The sequence below is a fragment of the Achromobacter colocynthidis genome (genome assembly GCF_057334535.1).
Window position 1 is genome coordinate 145843 of the sequence record NZ_JBHFIZ010000038.1, and the last position, 18166, is coordinate 164008.

General features: G+C 65.4%; 4 protein-coding genes. 1 reads left to right on the plus strand and 3 read right to left on the minus strand.

Features of this window, described 5'->3' with window-relative positions; translation table 11 throughout:
- Window positions 1-18: 18 nt before the first annotated feature.
- Window positions 19-1356: a 16S rRNA (cytosine(967)-C(5))-methyltransferase RsmB gene (gene rsmB, locus ACE04A_RS24840; RefSeq protein ID WP_485820634.1), complete on the minus strand. Its 1338-nt coding sequence runs from the start codon at window positions 1354-1356 to the stop codon at window positions 19-21.
- Window positions 1357-1448: 92 nt separating this feature from the next.
- Here rsmB and ACE04A_RS24845 point away from each other — a divergent pair, with 92 nt between their 5' ends.
- Window positions 1449-2081, plus strand: a complete 633-nt coding sequence (locus ACE04A_RS24845; protein ID WP_485820635.1) for a LysE family translocator — start codon at window positions 1449-1451, stop codon at window positions 2079-2081.
- 751 nt (window positions 2082-2832) lie between these two features.
- Here the strand turns inward: ACE04A_RS24845 and ACE04A_RS24850 are convergent.
- Both ACE04A_RS24850 and ACE04A_RS24855 read right to left on the minus strand, forming a co-directional pair.
- Window positions 2833-3201 (minus strand): hypothetical protein, encoded by a 369-nt coding sequence (locus ACE04A_RS24850; RefSeq protein ID WP_448718344.1) that lies wholly within the window; start codon window positions 3199-3201, stop codon window positions 2833-2835.
- A gap of 8 nt (window positions 3202-3209) precedes the next feature.
- Window positions 3210-18086, minus strand: a complete 14877-nt coding sequence (locus ACE04A_RS24855) for a hemagglutinin repeat-containing protein (RefSeq protein WP_485820636.1) — start codon at window positions 18084-18086, stop codon at window positions 3210-3212.
- Between the last annotated feature and the right edge of the window lie 80 nt (window positions 18087-18166).

An 18166-nucleotide genomic window follows, 5' to 3' on the forward strand; every position in this document is an offset into this window, starting at 1 on the left:
GCCCCTATTCTTGGTGATTCAGGACTGCTTGGCAAACAAGGCATAGAAAAAGCCGTCATGTTGCTCGACGGGTGTTGCATTGAGCGCAACTGGCAGCAACTGCCCCGGCGCGTCCAACCGTTGGGCCTCGGGATGGCGCTGCAAAAACTCAAGCGCCTGGCGCGCCCCTTCAATCGGGAAGACCGAGCACGTCACATACAACAGACGGCCACCGGGCGCGACGGTTTTCCACAGGGAGTCCAGAATCCGGGCCTGCAACGTGGCCGTGCGGCGCACATCGTTTTCCCGGCGCAACCAGCGAATGTCCGGGTGGCGGCGCACGATGCCCGAGGCCGTGCAGGGCACGTCCGCCAGCACTGCGTCAAAGGGCGTGCCGTCCCACCAGGCGTCCAGGTCAGCGGCGTCGGCCGCGTCCAGGTGCACGCGCTTGCTTGCCAGGCCCAGGCGGTCCAGGTTTTGCTCCACCCGTTCCAGCCGTTCGCCGTCGGCGTCCAGCGCCACCAGGTCGATATCGGCCAGTTCCAGCAGATGCGCCGTTTTGCCGCCGGGCGCCGAGCAGGCATCCAGCACCCGCATGCCGTCGGTGGGCGCCAGCAGCTCAGCCGCCAATTGCGCCCCCGCATCCTGCACCGACCACCAACCTTCGGCAAAGCCGGGCAACTGCGTCACGGGCTTGGGGCTGCCCAGCACCACGCCGGCCTGGCCAACCGGCTGCGCTTCCAGGCCTGCGGCTTCGAAGGCGGCCAATACCTGTTCGCGGCTGGCGCGGCGGCGGTTGACGCGCAAAGTCAGGGGTGCCGGCACATTGGCCGATTCCAGAATCCGCTGCCAGTCCTGCGGGTAGGCGATTCCCAATTGCTTGACCCACCAGCCGGGGTGATTCCATTGCGCCTCGGGGCTGTCGGCCACCGCGGCTTCCAGCGCCGCGCGCTCGCGCAGGAAGCGACGCAAGCAGGCATTCAGCATGCCCTTGAACGACGCCAGGCTGCGGGTGTTGGAGGCGGCCGTCACAGCCTGATCCACCACCGTGTGGGCCGCGTAGACCGGCATGCCGGGCAACTGCGCGGCGGCCTCGCCCTCTTCTTTCAGCAGGGTCAAAGACACCAGCAGCAGCGATTCGAACAACACGCTGGGGTAACGCTGCACCAATTCCCGGCCCACGGCGTCGGCCCAACCCAGGTAGCGCATCGCATGAAACGACACCGCCTGGGTGGCCGGGCGCAGGGCAACACTGACGTCTGTCAATGCGTCCGTCAGGGAACGGCCGTCCAGCACGCCCTCGACCACCCCCGCGCTGGAAAGAAGAACGGAGGACAGCGGAGGGGCAAGATGGGGGGAGTCGGAACGCGTGGACATGGTGGGAATTCTGAGGATAAGACCGATATGGTAGCCGGACCTGGACGATTGGCGCTGGCAGCGTCAAACTGGCCGCTGCCTAGGAGCGCTTTATGTCCACCACCACGCTGCTGCTGTTCATCCTGGCTTCGGCCGTCGCCATCATGACGCCCGGCCCCCCCCCCCTGCTTGCCATGAGCAACGGCTCGCGCCACGGCGTGCGGGCCGCTGGCTGGGGCATGGCGGGCGCGGTGCTGGCGGATTTGATCCTGGTCGGCTCGGTCGCGTCCGGCCTGGGCGTGGTGCTGGGCGCCTCTGAAGTCGCCTTTCAGATCATTAAATGGGTGGGCGCGGCGTATCTGGCGTATCTGGGTTGGAAGATGCTGCGGTCGGATTCAGCGTTGGTCTTGCCGACCGCCACTGCGGTTGACGGCCGCCCAGTTGGCTTGGCGCTGGGGGTGCGCAGCTTTCTGGTGGCGCTGACGAATCCCAAGGCGCTGTTATTCATGTCGGCGTTCTTGCCGCAGTTTATCGATCCGCAAGCGCCCCTGCTAATGCAATACGCCATCGTGGCGGGGGTGCTGGCGACGATCAATGTGCTGACGATGCTGGTTTATGCGGCATTGGGCGCGCGGTTGGTGCGGGTGTTTAGAGGGTCGGGGCTACGGTGGCTGAATCGGGTTTGTGGCGGGGTGATGATGGGGCTGGCGGGGATGTTGGCGTTGTATCGACGGGGGGTGGGGTAGGTGGTGGGGAAGGGGCCTGCTTGGGGGCTCATCTAGAGGTGTACCAGTTAGTCCAATCAGTTAAGTACTTCTTCGACACCGTTCCGAGTTGGCTATCCACTTTTCTTTCAAGATCGCTGTCTTTAGAAATCTGTGAGTTTATAGCCTCGAGCAAACCTGTTGCGACAGCGGTATTGAGGACAGCATCGGAAGAATTCATTCCTTGCTCGACCCCATCAAAAATATAAGCCCGCTCGTCAAGCGAAAAACTCTCGAGTTCATCGACGATAGCTCGTCCCAGTTGCGCAAGTAAAACGGTGATTGGGATGCCACTCCCCCACTACTGAACAGCGGCCAGCCTAGCCCGTCGGATAGCGTAAATGCGGGCTAAATTATCCACAAAGAAATGTGTGCACTTTACCGCTGATCTTGCCTCCCTCCAACTGTTGAACGGCCTAGATCTTGAGCTCTCGGCCGTGAGGCTGACGCTTGGCATCGCTCGGCTTGGCTTCGGGTTTGGATTTATCCATGGCACCCCTCCTTCAAGTATTGTCTACTTCTTAGGGGGCCCGGAACACCCGGGTTAGCTCAGTCTGACACGGTATTTTCAACAGATTCAGCTAGATATTCCATTGTGCGTTTATTTCCAGCCCGGTCGAAACTCATACCCCCTTCACTCAATGCACTTTACACACCAGCGGTTAACGCAGGCCAAGCGCATTAACCGCTCGGCAGGTTTTTGAGCGGATGAGGAATCCCGTTTGGCCTAGCGCTAATATTCCACTATCACCTCTATTGCTCTCCCCTTGATTAAGACGCGCCCCCAGTCGCCCGCCAACTCATAACCACCACCACAGCCGACAAAAATATCGATATTCCCATAATCCAATTCACCTGACGCATCTGTGAACGCCATAAACTTCCGATCAATCCACTCTATAGAGTCTACATTGATAAATCTCAGCGAAACTCTAGCGTAACTATAAAACTCTCCAACTCGAGGAGTTTCATAGTTCGGATTATCTTCCGTAAGAACGGCTTCCAATTCAAAAACAAAGACCGCCCTATGTTCGTGAATCGATAGGACATAGCTATCTTCCAAGTAAATGTTTGAAAGCGCAGGAATTTCGTAGTATTTCATTTTCATTCTTACAGATCATAATCAATTGGCATATGATTACCCGGACTTTTTCTAGCGACTGGATTACCGAAGGCGTCTGTTCTTTGACCTATTGCACTTTTAAACTCAACATGTGGATCAGAACTTCCCGGCGCTCGTGAACTGCCTTGTTTGATTGTGACCCGTGCAATGCCATTTTCGTCAACGTATTTAAGAGGCCCCCCGTCCGTCTGAGTGGGCTTCCAACCTTGCGCTTCCGCATATTGCTTCAGCTCGCTCGCTTTTGGTGTCCGACCCGGTTTAAAAATTTCATCGACACCTTTCGCCCCAACTATCTCGGCCTTCCCCCCCACCTTCCCAACATCAAGCGCCTTCTCCGCCATCGCGAACGCATGAACCGATTGGCCACCCTTTTTCAGCATCCCGCCGACCACCGGCACCAATCCGATCGCGGCGAAGTATCGGTTTGCATCGTCGCCTGTCGCAGTTTTGCCCGTCAAAAGCTCGTAAAGCGCACTCGCATTGGACACCCCCGGCGCCAGATCTAACACCGATTGCGCGAGCATGTCCGTCTTTTCTTTGCTCAGCTCTGGGTAGTGGCTTAGTGTCAGTGCAACGTCGTACGCTGCCGCCATCTTGTCTGCCCGAGCGAACTCCGCGGACAAACATGCACCGTCACCGCCGCAAGAGGCAATCGCCGAAGTGGTGATATCCGCCTTCATCCGCGCAACCTTGTCGCGGTTCTGATACTGGCTATTGTTCTCCGCCTCGATGCGCGCCGCGATTTCCGCCGGCACTGCCGCACTCGGATCAATCGACGCAGCAATCCCTGCGACGATGCTGCTAATCAGGTTGACTCGCGCTTGCGCCTCTTCAGGTGACAAATCCTTGGCGTTGGCTCCATCCATGCTCTCCAGCAGCTTGCTCAGCACAACCCCAGAAAACGCGCCCGCACCGCCGGCACCACACGATGCGCCTTGCGCAGCAGCCCCCGCGCAACCCAATACCGCATGCAGCGCTGCGTGCCCGACGGAACCCTCGCCGCCCAGCGCACCACTCAACTCCTTGATCTTCGCTGCGCCCAGGGTCTGCAGGTAATTGACGGCTGCAGCTTGGATGAACTGGCTGCTGCTCCCGGTCACGTTGCCGCTGACCGCGCCCAAAATGATCGTGGCCCATTGGCTAGACGTCCCTTGGCTGCCCCATTTACTTTCTAGATCAGCGTATTCCTGGGCGGCTTTAGCGCGGTCAGCGTACGAAAGGGACTTATCTTCCGAACGCTCCCTAGCGTCTTGAATTTCCTTGCCCCGATTCACCAAAAACTGCCCCACCTGCCGGCCAGCTTCCCCCACGATCTCGAACCCGGCCCGGATCTCCTTCTCGTTAAAAATCGGATCCAGGCTGTTCAACGTATCCTGGGTGTCGCGGTTCAGTCCGGCGATCACCTCGGCCGCCGTTTGTCCTGTCTGCGCCTTCTGCCCCGCCTCGTCGCGAATGACGACCGTGCCGCCGCTGATACCGCTGAGCGTGGTGGAGCTGGACTGGCCGCTGGCGCCCATGACGACGGGCACGCCCATGCTGATACCGTTCGCGCTGGCCAACTTCGAGTTCGGCGTCGCCTTGCTTCCGCCCGCGACGTCCCCCTTGCCGTCGGTGCCGATGTTGCTCTGGTCCTTGCCAGAGTCCTTCCCGCCGCTTTTGGCGCCATCCTTGCCGCCGCCAAAGCTCACGCCTCCGCCCAACTGGATGGACTGCCCTTCGTAGCTGGCGCGGTTTTCGACGTCGCGGCTGGTCAGGGTGCCGGTGGTCAGGACGTTCTTACCATCGGCAACCGCCTTGTCGCTGCTGGCAATGACGCCACCGACTAGGCCGGTGTTCTTCGCCACATCAATCTGGAAGCCGCCGTCGCCCGCCCACAGGCCCGTCTGCTCCGTGACGCTAGCGTACTGGCTGTTGATCTTGCTGTGGCCATAGTTGCCGCTGACCGAGCTGGCGCCGTAGCACAGGGGCGGTATGCACAGGCTTACCTGCACGCCCACGCTGCGGTCGCGCGCGGCGTAGTGGCTGATGTCCTGCAGGCTTTCGACAACAAGGTTGCCACCCACCGTCGCCATAATCCGGTCGGCGCTGGCTTGCGCGCCACGCAAGACCGTGTCGCCGCCGGAGTTCATGGTCAGGTTGCCGCCGGCCTGGACATGGGTGTTGTTCCACGTCGTATCCCGGCCATCACCTTTGTTCTTGCTGCCGCCAGCCGCCAAGTTGATGCTGACGCCGTTCTGGGCTCCACCGATCGAAAAGCCCACTCCGACACTGGCGTTGCTGCTCTTGCCGTCAGTCTTCTGGCTGGCGGTATTCTGCTGGGCGGCAAGCAGGATGTCGCCCTGTGCGTTCAGCAGGATGTTGCGGCCCGCGGCCAGGTCGGAGCCGGCCACGACGATGTTGGATTGATCGGCCTTGCCCGCTGCGATGATCGTCAGGGCGCGGCTGGCCGCGATGGCCGCGCCGCTTGCTGTGCTGCTTTGCCCGCTGCGGGTCTGGCTGGCGCTGCTGGCGCCGACATCGACGTTGATGTTGATGCCGCCGACCTTCGAAGGATCTTTGGCCACGGCATCGTAAGCATTCTTGGCAGCCAGCCCCGCCGCGACCGCAGCGATTGCCTGCAGGCGGCCATTGTTGGTCTCTTGCGCAGCCTCGCGCATGCGGTTGGTGCTTTGCACGGCGCTGACAACAGGATTGCTGGCGCTGACGGTGAGGCCGACCTGGCTGGTCTCCTGAAACTGGCGATACACGCTGGTGTCGAAGCTGCCGTCGATCGTGACCGCCTGCCCGCCCATCAGGACGTCTCGGCCCGCGCGGATGTCGCTACCGCGTACCAGCACATCTTCCTTGGCGACAATAGAAACGTCGCCCAGATGGCTGGTGACGGTGCTGCCGGCCGCGCTTGGCGTGCTGCTGCGCTCATCCAGGCTGCCGCTGCTGCTGCGGACACCAACACTGAAGCCGCTGCCTTCGCGCCCCAGATCGCCCACCGCCTTGTTGCTGTAGCTGCTGCCTTGGTCGCGCGTCGCGTTGCCCGTATCGACGGTGATCGATCCGCGATTGGCCAAGAGGCCCACGTTGTTGATGGCGTCGATAGCCGAGCCGGCGATACGGATATCGCCATCGCGGCTGTTCAGGTGGACGCTGTTGCCAGTGATAAGCGAGGCCGTCTGCCCCGTACCCGAGGACAGCTCATTGGACTTTGCCGACTCGCTGCCGTAGGGGAACATCTTGACCCCGCTGGAGTTCGGACCGCCATCGATTGCCCGTCCGATGTCGCCCAGGCTCATGCCGCCCAACTCGAAGCTGGTGCTCTTGCTCGACTCTTCACCTGTCTTGGTCTGACGATTGTCGGAGCCGACGACGGAGATATTGCGCTGGGCGTCCAACACGACACCGCCCTGGGCGCGCAGGCTGGATCCGGAAATCAGGACGTCGCCATCCCGTGCACGGCCCGAGGCATCGCGCGAGCCGTTGCCGGTGGCACGGATCACGATATCGCCCGCGGCACTAAGTGAAGAGCCACTGCTGACCTGGCTAGACGAATCGAACGAGCCGCTGCTCTTGCTGCCGCTGTACGAGAACGACATACCGGGCATCGTGGCCCCGCTGTGGGCAAGCTCTTGCGCCTTCGCTTTAGTGGTGCCGGCGGTGGCCAGATTTTTGAAGGTATTCATCAGCGTGCCGACAGCGGCCACGCCAAAGCTGCTTTCCTTCAGCGAGTATTCGCTGTGGGTGTTTTCAACGTCGCGGCCTGCCACGATGGCGACGTTCTCTGCCTGGATATCGATGTTGCCCGTGTTGCCGGCGGTATCGCCCGCGGCCTTGCCTGCGACCACATCGCTGCCCGCGACCAGTACGTTTCGTCCCGCCGTCACGATGACGTCGCCGCCCGTGGTACCCAGAAGACTACGTGCGTCGCTCTGCGTCATGCCATCGACGGCCTGCAGCGATCGAGCATCGCTGCTTTTGTACGAGATTCCCAGACCTCCGGCGGAAATGCCGCTTTTCTTCACGCGTTTGTAATGGTTTTCCGCGTAAGTGTTCGTGCCGGCCGTCACCGACAAGTCGCGACCGGCATCGACGATGAGATTTTCGCTGGCAAGGGCCTGCGACGCATTCAGCGACACGTCGCGGCCAGCCTGAAATACGACGTTATCGCCACTGAAAGTGGAACCCTTGGCCTGCTCCCAATCGGTCGAATTAATGATGTGCGTGGTCTTCGACGACAAGAAGCCGCGCTTTTTATAGTGAAGTTCGTCGTACGCCGAACCGGACTCCACCCCGGCCGTCAGATTGATGTCGCGACCAGCGCCCACGGCCAACTTTTTGTCGGCAGTGACATCAGCCGCGCGCGCGTTCACGTCTTGCCCCGCGATCAGCGTCAGGTTGGCGCCCGCGGCAATCGCCGAACCGATTTCCTTGCTGGTGCTCAGGTCGTGACGGTTTTTCTTGTTGATGACGATCGACTCGCCGTGGCGTTCGGTCAGGGTTTCCAGATTGATGTCGCGGCCGGCTTGCAACCCGGCGTTGCGCTCGGCGTTGACTTGCGCGGCAGTCAAGTTGATGTCGCGACCGGCGCGCAGGTTCAGGTCACCGGCATCCACGCGAGCCACGCCCGTGACGTGCGAACCCCAGGTGCTGCCGAAGTTCTCGGACGCCGCCGTCGAGGTCAAGGCGATGTCGCGCCCCGCCTTCAGCGTGACGGCATCGCCCTGGATCCGCGACACCAGGTTGGTCAGGTCAGTGTGCGCGGAAAGATCCACGGTGGCGCCCTGGATCAGGCCGCCGGCCTGGTTGACGATGTTGGACGCGCTCATGACGGTGGCATGGCGCGCGCCGATCGTGCCGCTGTTGTCGATATTGCCGTCCGCGACGAGCTTGACGTCGCGCCCGGCCATCAAGGTGCCGTCGCCCTTCAGGTCGTTCTTGCGGACCAGCAGGTAGACCTTGGGCACCAGCACCGTCTCGGCACTGCCGTCGGGCAGGGTGACCGTCTGCGCCACCAGCCAGACCAGATCGGTCTTGAGCTGGAGTTGTTGCGCTTCGGTCAACGCCACGCCCACCTGCACGTTGTGGTCTCGGGAAAATTGCGCGCCCGCGGCCAGCAAGGCCTTGTACTGGCTTTCGTTGTCGCCAAAGCGCTCCAGGAAGCGCTGGCCGGTGGTGGCCAGGATCTGGTCGGATACGAGCTTTTGCTCGTAGAAGCCGTCACCCAAACGCTTGGGTTGGCCCGATGGCGTCAGGAACCTGGCACCCGCGGGTACCAGGGCGTCCCAACCCGCCAGCCGCGCGCTGGACAGCGTGTTGCCGCCTTGTACATCGTGGCCGGCGATGGGGCTGCTGCTGCCCAGGGCAGCGCCATATACCGAAGACGCCGCTGGGGCGTCCAGCCGTTGCGCGTCCACGCCGGAGCCGGCACCCACAGCGGGGCCGGCCGCAGCTTGCGTCGCGACGGCGCCCGCGCCGATGGCGGCTCGGACCAGGCTGGCGTCGGCGGGCTTGTCGACGCGCGGGCCGGTGAGCCCCCCGCCCGCGCCCGCGCCGCCTGCGATGGTGGCGCCCGGCAGCGCGCCAGGCTGGCGCAGCAGCTCGAACAGATAATCGCTGGACACGGTCGGCCGTTGGCCGATGAAGCGCGGGTCGGTCGCAACGAGGTAAGGCGCATCGGGCCGCTGGTTTACCGCAAAAAGCTGGCTGTCTGGAATGCTGGCCGGATTGGAGACGGTGCGCACGACCGTGCCACCGGGCAGGTCCAGGCTGGCGACCAATACGGGGCCCGGTGTGCCGACGCCAGCGGCGCCCGGCACCGACCCGCCCAGGGCAACGTTGGAGTATCCGCCCGAAGTTCCCACGGGCAGTTCAATGCCCTGAGCCGCCAGCTTGGCGGTGTACGGAACCGAAGTTTCATAGCGGTAACTGGAACGCGGCTGCGAAAGCGTGGCTACGCCCTCGCGCACGACCGTGCGTTGGCCGCCCGCGCCGATGTTGTGGATGGCCGGGCCCGCCACATGCAGCGCGCCGCCGGCGGCGATCTGGCTCTTGTCGTTGGTGACCGTGCCCGCCAGCGTCATCGCACCGCCGGACAGGATCTTGCCCGGGTCCGACGACAGCGTGCGCGTCTCGGTGACTGTTTCGTTGACCTGGTAATAGGTCAGAGAGCCGACCAGGCGGTTGTTGAAGTCTGCGTTGAATTCGCGAATACGCGCGTCCAACTCCATGTGTGGCGCTTTGTACGCGGCATAGGCCGCTTCAAAAGCTTTGCGGCGCGCGGCTTCCGCCTGGCACTCCGGACTGTTGTTAAAGCAGGGCGCTGGCGGGGGAACCCAGACAGGCAAAGAGCCCGAGGGCGGCGTAACGCCGAAGACGGCCCATATGCGGGCGTCCGAGGCATAGAGGAATTTCTCCGGCTCATTCCAGCAAGGGCCGCCCGCATCTCCGCCGGCGCAACCGATGTTGGGCGCCGTATAAGTGAGAGCAATCGGTGAACTGACGCGCGCCTTGCGCTTGCCGCCCGGCGTGTAATCGAACGGCGGGCCATACCGCTCCTGCGGGTATTTGGCGGACGGCAGCAGGAACATGCGTTCGGGGTCGTCGTTTAGCCAAGCCGGGTCCTTGCTGCACATGGGCGTGACTTCGTCGCACAGCCAGTTTGTGTCGGCGTCGTACATGTCCGTACTGCCCGCCGGGGTGAAGTACACCTTCGACCGGGACGACACCTGCACGGTCTGGCTGGCGTAGTTGGCGTTATGGCTATGCAGCGACGCCGCCGACATGCGGGCATTGCCCGCGGCTTCGATGGTGGCGCCTGTGTTCAACAGCGACGCCGCCTGGCCCACGGCGTTGCCGCCGGCATCCAGTGCCCCGCCGATGGCGAGGTCTGCCCCGGCATAGATCAGCGCATGCGCGCGATTCACCAGAGATGCGACCCCCAGGTCCATGGTGCCCCGAGACGCTATGACGGCCCCGCCGCCCGCACCGGCACTGTTCACCAGCGTATTGGCCAGGATCGCGACCTTGTCGCCGTAGATGCGGGCCAGGTTGTCCACACTGCCCGCGTTGATGCGCGTGACTGCGCCATCGATCAGGCCGGCATTGGTCAGGCCGTGCGCGACGGTGATCGTATTGGCGCCGCCCGCCAGAAGCTGACCGGTGGCGTGGTTGGTGAGCGAGTTCGCCTTGATGTTCAGGTCGCGCGCGGCGCTGATGGTTGCGCTGTTGTCCAGCGCGCCGCCCACGGACAGCGTCATGTCGCGGCCACTGGACAGGTCGCCCGGCTGGTTCAGCGCGCCCGCATAGTGGAAGCTCAGGTCGCCCGCGGATTGCAACGTACCCAAGCCATGCAGCACTTGCGCGATGACCGTCAGGCTGTTGCCCCCCAGCAGCTTGCCCTGGCCGTTTTTCAGCGTATCAGCCACGATGTGGGCGTTGCCTTGGGCGGCCACCTCGCCGCCCTGATTGTCGAGTTCGCGGGTGGTCAGGGTCAGGTCTTGACCCGCCTGGATGGAGCCGCCCTGGTTGTTGACGCGGTCCGCCACAATGGTGACGACCTTGCCCAACACGCCCTGGGGTGCCGACTTTGCTGACCCCAGCGTGGCGCTGTTGTCCAGCGTGGCCGCTGTCAGCGTCAAGGCGTTGTCGGCCTGGATCAAGCCACGGTGGTTGTCGAGCGCGCCGCTGGCGTTGATGGCAAGATTGCCGCTCGCCATCGTGCCCGCGCGGTTGCTGACCGTTGCGGCATCGACTCGCATGTCGCCTGCCGCGGCGATCAGCCCTTCGGCGTTGTTGAGTTCGCCGCCTAGCGCCAGACGGGCGTCACCGGTCGAGGTGAGTTTGCCCGCCTGATTGCGCAGGTTGGCGGCCGAGATGTCCAGGCCGCCGCCCTGCACGACGGCATGGCGCGTGTCGAGGTCGCCTGGCGTGCCTAGCGTGATGTTGCCCACGGCCGAGAGCGTGCCGTGCGCCAGGTTCAAGCCACCAGCGGTAAGGCTCAGGTCCTTGCCAGCAAGGCTGGTGCCGGGGTGGACGATGGCGCCGGCCGCAAGCGTCAGACTGCCCGGCTGCTTAAGCGCGCCTTCACCATCCACGCCTGCCACGAGACGGCCGGCGTTGTTCAGCAACCCCGGCGTGGTGACGAGCAGGTCGCCTCCCGCCAGGACCGAACCCGCGTTCAGCAACGTGTTGCCCGCGCTCAAGCGTGCGCCTTCCTGGGCGGAAACGACGCCGGCGTTCGCCAGCGCACCGCCCGCCTGCAATTCCAGGGCTCGGCTTGATTGAAGACGGCCCTCTGCCGTGACGGCCAAGTCACCCGCCGCGCGAGCCGTCAGGTCGCCTGCCAGTGTGGCGGCGATGCCGCCGAGCGTGGCGTCCGTGCCCGCACGCAACGCCATGCCCTGACCCGCCGCCAGCGAACCCTGCGTGCGCAATGCCGCGCCGGCTTCGGCCGTCAGCGCGCCGCTGGCCTGCACGGTCGATGCCGCGCCCAATGCCAGGTCGCCCCGCTGCGAGGTCAACGTCAGGTCGCCGTTCAGCGCGGCAAGCGTGCCGTTCACCGTCAAATCGTTGCCTGCGATCAGCGTTTGCGACTGCCCGGACAACAGGCGACCTGCTGCAAGCAAGGCGCCTTGCGCGGTGGCGGCAAGCGTGCCGCCTGCTTGCGCAAGACCGTTTGCCGCAACCGTCACGTCGCGTGCTGTCAACGTCAAGTTGGCGTCGGATGCGGCGGTGCCGTCTATGCGCAAGTCGTGCGCGGCGGCCAATGCCATATTGGCCACCGAACTCAGCGCGCCCGCGGCGTTCAGGTCGCGACCGGCACGCGCGGTCAGCGCGCCCGCGGCCTGGACCTGTGCGCCTTGCTTGACGGTCAAGTCGTGTTGCGCCGAGATCAGCGCATCGCCTGCCGCGCGCTCGCCCAACGCCGCTACAACGCCGCCCAATCGGGCGTTTTCGCCCGAGGTTAGCGTGAGGCCGCCGCCCGCAGCAATGACGCCGTCGGTATCCAGGTCCGCACCCGCGCTTGCCGCAAGGTTGTCGGATGCTTGCATCCGACCTGCCGCGCCCACTTGCAGATTGGCGCCGGCGTCGGCTTGCAGGCCGCCGCCCAAGGCCGTCGCGATACCGTCGATGTTGATGTCGCGAGCCGCCTTCAAGGCGATGGGTGAGCCGGCGGTGACGATGCCCGTGTCCGTGATGGACAGATCGCGACCGGCCTGCGCGAGTAGCGCGCCGCCCGAGGCGGCACGGGCGCTTCTTACGCCCGGGGTGCCCGCGCCCCGGGTGTCCGCTCCTTCATTGCCCGCGACCGCTGCGGTGCCGGCCGTGCCGGCGATGCGCAGGTCTTGGCCCGCAGCCAACGACAGCTTGCCGCTGCCTTGCGCCAGGGCCTGCTTTGCTACCGTCAGATTCTCGCCGGCATCGATTGCGAGCGCGCCGTTGGCGACTGTCTTGCCAGACAGTTCAGCGTCCTTGCCCGCAGCCAGCACGATGTCCATTTCGCTGGAAACGGTGCCCGCCGCAAGCAGCTTGCCGCCCGCCCGTGCATCCAGTTGTCCGCCGGCTTGCAGCGCGCTTGCGCCGCCCAGCGTCATGTCGCCGCCACTGCTGGCGACAAGTGCGCCCTTGTCGGCCAGCACGGTGCCCTCGACCGCCAGGTCTTTTTGCACCTGCACGTGCGCCGACTGTCCGGCAACAAGCATGCCGGCAAGCGTCGCGGCGTCCGCGTGGACAGCAATCGCGCCGTCGGCCTGCAGGCGCGAGCCCGCCAAGGTGGTCAATACGCCGCCCACGTTTGCGCTGAGTGCTCCCGTCGCCAGCGTCTGCCCGGCCACTGTCATGTTGGAGCCCGCATCCAGGACCATATCGGCAAGGGACGACATGGCGCCCGCCGCCATCAGCGATGCGCCCGCCCGCGCCAGCAAGGCGCCGCCCGCCAAGGCCTGGCTGCCAGACGACAGCGTCAGACCTTGCCCGGCAATCAACTGCAACGGCCCCTTGGCCGATGCTGCCGTGCCCATCATGGCCAGCTCGCCGCCGGCCAGGATGGATGCGCCTTGGTCGCCGCGCACGGCGCCCGCGATCGTTGCGTCGCCCTCCGCCTCGACACGTGCCTTGCCAGTCGATTCCAACTGCGCCGACCCGCCGACACGCACATCGTTCTTCGCAAGCAGATCCAGCGAGCCATCCACGCCAACCTTGCCGTTGACACTGGCATCCCGCTCGGCGCGCAACTGTGCATGGCCCTTGGACACCAGCACGCCATTGCCCGCAAGATCGCGCCCCGACTGGGCGTGGACGCCCTGCCCTTGCAACTGGCTGCCCGCGCCCAGCAGCAGATCATTGCCGCTCTTCAGGTCCAGCGTGCCACCGTCGGCCAGCGCATTGCCCTCCACGCGCAGGTCGCGCGCGGCCGCCAGCGCCATGCCGCGCTGGGACAAGGCCGTGCCTGCAAGGGTCAGATCCCGGCCCGCGTTCAGCGCCATCGCGCCGTCGGACTGCAGATGCGAGCCGCTTGTGGTGCTCAAGGACTGACCCGCTTGCACCTCCAGCGCGCCTGCGGCGTAAAGCTGGTTGCTGATGCTGGCATTGCGCGCGGCCTGCAACGTCAATGCCTTCAATGAGCTGACCGTACCCGCCACGAGCAGGTCGCCATCCGTCTTGGCGCGCAGGGGTCCTGCCGCCGCCATGCGCGCCAAGGCGCCCACGGACAAGTCACCGCCCGCGCTCAGGTCCAGGCCGCCCACGCTGGCGGTCAGTGCCCCGTCCACCGTCAACGCGCCCAACGCGGCCAGCGTCATATCGCCATTGCCGCGCCAAGCGCCGGACAAGCGCATAGCGTTACCGGCTTCTGCCCGCGATGCGCCCTCTGCTTCCCACTGCGCCGCCTTGCCCATGCTGAGATCGCGCGCGGCAACGAGGGACGCGTCGCCGCTTGCCTGCGCGGAGCTGTCCACTTGAATGTCGCGACCCGCGGTCAGTTCGATACCGCCGCGCGACCCCATCGTGCCTGCCGCGTAGAGATCGCTGCCCGCCGTTGCCGATATACCCTCGCCTTGCGTACGGCTGGCCTCACCCAGCCGCAGCGCCTTGCCCGCGTTCAGCGCCAGTGCGCCGTCATAGGCTCGCGCAACGCCATCGATGCGCAGGTCGACGCCGGCATCCAGCGTGATGCTTGCGTTGGCTTGCGCCTCGCCCGCCAAGAGCAAGTCTTGACCGGCTTGTAGTGTCATCGCGGCTTCTGATTGCAGGTGCGCCTCGGCGCTCGCCACGATTTTTCCGAACGCCTTGAGCGACAGTGGGCCACCCGCTAGCAGCTTGCCGTCTACCGTGGCGTCACGCGCGGCCTGCGCCGTCAGCCCCGCCGCCGACGACGCCGTTCCCGCCGCGTTCAGCGCGCCGCCGGCACGCAACGCCAGCGGCCCGGCCGCCTGCACACGGCCGCTGGCGCCGATGGACAGGTCACTGCCCGAGCTCAGGTTCAAGGCCCCCCGCACCGCTTCCGCCGCACCGGTGATGTCCAGCTTGCCGGCCGCGTTCACCTGCGTGCCCAGATTGCTGCGCAAGCTGCCGGCCAGCGTGATATCGCTGTCGCTCGACAAGGCCGCGCTGCCGGTCGCCTCGAAGGTGCCGGTGACGGAGGCCAAGTCCGTGGCCCGCAGGGTCAGATCGCCGTCTGCGCCTAGCGCGCCACCGAGCGTCGCGTGCCTGCCCGCCGTCAATACCGCCGGACCCACGGCCGATATCTCACCGCTGGTGTGGATATCGCGCGCCGCTTCCATGGCAACGCCTACGCCTTGAGTCTGGCTGCTTTTACCCAAGCGCAGATCATTCCCGCTCTTCAGGCCAAGCTTGCCGCCGTATGCCAGCACGGCGCCGTCCGCGTTCAGATCCCGCGCTGCCTCGATCGAAATGGCGCCATCACTCACGGCCGAACCCGCCAGATGGGCGTCCTGCCCTGCGCTCAGCGTCATGTTCTTGGCCGATTGCAGTTGCGCGGCCCCGCTCGTGCCCAAGCCCAGGCCTGCGCGCAAGGACAGCGTGTCGCCGGACAGCAGTTGGCCACTTACGTTGATGTCGCGCGCCGCCGTCAGCGCCTGGGCGCCTTGGCTGGACAGTGCGCCGTCTACCGTCAACGCGCCGCCGCTCTTGCCCTGTAATGCGCCGCCCGCCACTGCCTTGCCCGGCTTGTCGACCGACAGGTCTCCGCCCGCCAGCATCTCCAACCCGCCTTGCGCGACAGAGATTTCGCCGTCCAAGCGCAATGCGCCCTTGGCTTGAATGCGGTTGCCTTCGTTGCTGCGCAGCGCGCCGGCAATCAGGATGTCTTGTCCCGCCTTGATGTCCGCACTGCGTTCCGCGTCCACGCGCGCGCCCTGGGCCACCGTGACGTTGCCCCGGCTTTGCAGATTCAGTTGTCCTGTCGCTTGCGCTTGACCGCCGACAAGGGTGTCGCGTCCTGCCTTCAAGGCCATATCGCCACGCGAAGCCATCGCGCCGTCAGCGATAAGATCGCCGCCTGCCTGCGCGGACACGCCGTCGCCTTGGGTGCGGCTGGACTTGCCCAACTGCAAGGTATTGCCCGCGTTCAACGCCAACGCGCCGGCGTAAGCGTGCGCCGCGCCATCGATGCGCAGGTCGCGCCCGGCATCCAGCGTCAGGCCCGTATTGGTTTGCGCCTCGCCCGCCAGGGACAAGTCGTTGCCGGCAAGCAGCGTCATGGCGCCTTCTGATTGCAGCCGCGCATTCGCGCCTGCTGCCATATCGCCCGCAGCGTCAAGCCGCAGAGATCCACCCGCCAACAACTTGCCGTCGACCTTGGCGTCACGCGCGGCCTGTGCCGTCAGCGCCGCCATGGATGACACCGTGCCGGCCGCGTTCAGCGCGCCTTGCGTGCGCAGCACTACCGGGCCACCCGCCTGCACGCTGCCGCTGGTGCCGATCGACAGGTCGCCGCCAGAAGCCAGCGTCAAAGCGCCTTCCGCAGCATCCGCCGCACCGGCAACACCCAGCGTGCCCGCCGCCCGCACGTCCACGCCTTGATTGCCGTTCAGCGTGCCCGCCAACAGGGCATTGCCGCCTGCCTTCAGGTCGACGCTAGTCTCGGACACCATGTCGCCGCCCGTGCGCACATCGCCCCCGGCATTCAGCACGATGCGCTTGCCCTGCGCCTTGCTGGCCTGGCCTAACCGCAGATCGCTTCCGCTGTTCAGGTCAAGCCCGCCGCCGTAGGCCAGCGCGCTGCCATCCATGCGCAGATGACGCGCCGCATCGATCGACAGCGCCCCGTCCGTCAATGCCACGCCGGCCAGATTGGCGCTACCGCCCGCGCGTATCGTCAAGCCCTGGGCCGCCTGCAGATGCGCGCCAGCGTCGGAAGCCAGGTCCGCGCCCGCCTGCGTCAGCAAATTGCCGGACGTGTATATCTGGCGCGGCAGCACCAGGTCGCGTCCCGCTTCCAGCGTGGCGCCTGCCTTGGCGGAGACAACACCGGGCGACATCGACGCGCCGCCTGCATGGGTTCCGGCAGCCGTGCTTGCTGCCGATGCGCCGGGTCCAGCGCCGCCGGCATTGCCGCTGCTTCCACTGTTTCCGCTGCCGTCTCCCGCGCTGCCGCCATTGCCGGCGACGTTTCCGTTACCAGCCAAGCTCCCGTTGCCCGCACCCGCACCGGGCTGCGTCACCAAAGCCGGCACGCCAGCCACCTTCAGATTGCGGGCGGCAAGCGCATTGATGTTCTGATCAGCCGTCAGCAAATGCCCCGACAGCACCAGGTCCTGGCCGGCCGCAACGCGCAGCGCGTCCGGGGTACGCAAGCTGCCTTGCGCGCCGACGGTCACATCCTTGCCGCCCCGCACGCTTAACGGCCCGCCGGCCCCCACCGCGCCCTGAATGCTGGCATCGCGGCCCGCGATCAATGTCGTTGCGCCCGCGGCCTGCGCCGTGCCCTGCACGGATAGATCCCGACCGCTTGTCATGCGCAGCGCGCCCGCTGCCTGCGCGGTGCCGCTGGGCGTAATGCGCAGGTCTCCCGCGGCGTCAACGTGCAAGTCGCCCGTCAGCGCCACCAGGTTGCCGCCGATGTTCACGCCCACGCCGGCCTCGGTACCGATCAGCCTGATGCTGTTTGCATACATGCCGCCGAGTGCGGCCGTGTCCAGCGCCACGTCGGGCTTGGGGCCTTGCCCGGCTTGGGCGGATACCGCGCCCGTGCCGTAGTCGACGCGCGCGGCGCCGGCCGTGACGTTAAGCCTGTCGGCCCAGACGCCCGCATTGATTTCCAGCGTGCGGGCCAGCAGATCCACCTGGCTCAGGTTGGCGCCGTACAAGCCGTCGCCCTCAATGCGCAGCTTGCCCGACGCAATGTCAAAGCCGATACGGCCATCGGAACCGACTTGCGGCCGGCCGGTCGTCAGCGTGGCGCGGTCGGCGTTCAAGAAGCCGCAGCCATTGCAGGTGATGCCGGCGGGGTTGGCGACGATGATGTTTGCCCGGTTGCCGGCCACCTCCAGGGTGCCCAGCAATTGCGACGGGTTCGGCGCGGTGACCTGGTTGAGGATGGTGGTGGCGCGCTGGTTGCCCAGCATGATGTTGCCCGCGACCTGGCCGGCCAACTGCGTCTGGCTGGCGCCGCCGCTGTTGTTGAGCACTACCCCGGACGGGCCCACGTTGAATTGCGTGTAGCGGTTGTTCGAGACCCCGCCCGCCGAGGGCGGCGCGATGTTGATGACAGGCACCCCGTTGGTGACGCCCACGGCAGGCTTGGCGCCGGCAACGCTCTTGTCCACCGTGATCGGCAAGGTCTGCGCCAGCACCGGCGACCAGACCTGCAAGAAAACAACGGACCAGACAATCATCGAACGAAGCTTGGACATCACGCGTACCCGGTAACGTAAGGGTCGACTGCGGCGCAAGCCGTGGCGCCCGGGGCGAACTCCGAGCCATGTCGACCAGA

Coding starts and splice junctions, on each gene's coding strand:
- rsmB (WP_485820634.1), bottom strand. CDS start 1,356: ATGTCCACGCGTTCCGACTCCCCCCATCTTGCCCCTCCGCTGTCCTCC.
- ACE04A_RS24845 (WP_485820635.1), top strand. CDS start 1,449: ATGTCCACCACCACGCTGCTGCTGTTCATCCTGGCTTCGGCCGTCGCC.
- ACE04A_RS24850 (WP_448718344.1), bottom strand. CDS start 3,201: ATGAAATACTACGAAATTCCTGCGCTTTCAAACATTTACTTGGAAGAT.
- ACE04A_RS24855 (WP_485820636.1), bottom strand. CDS start 18,086: ATGTCCAAGCTTCGTTCGATGATTGTCTGGTCCGTTGTTTTCTTGCAG.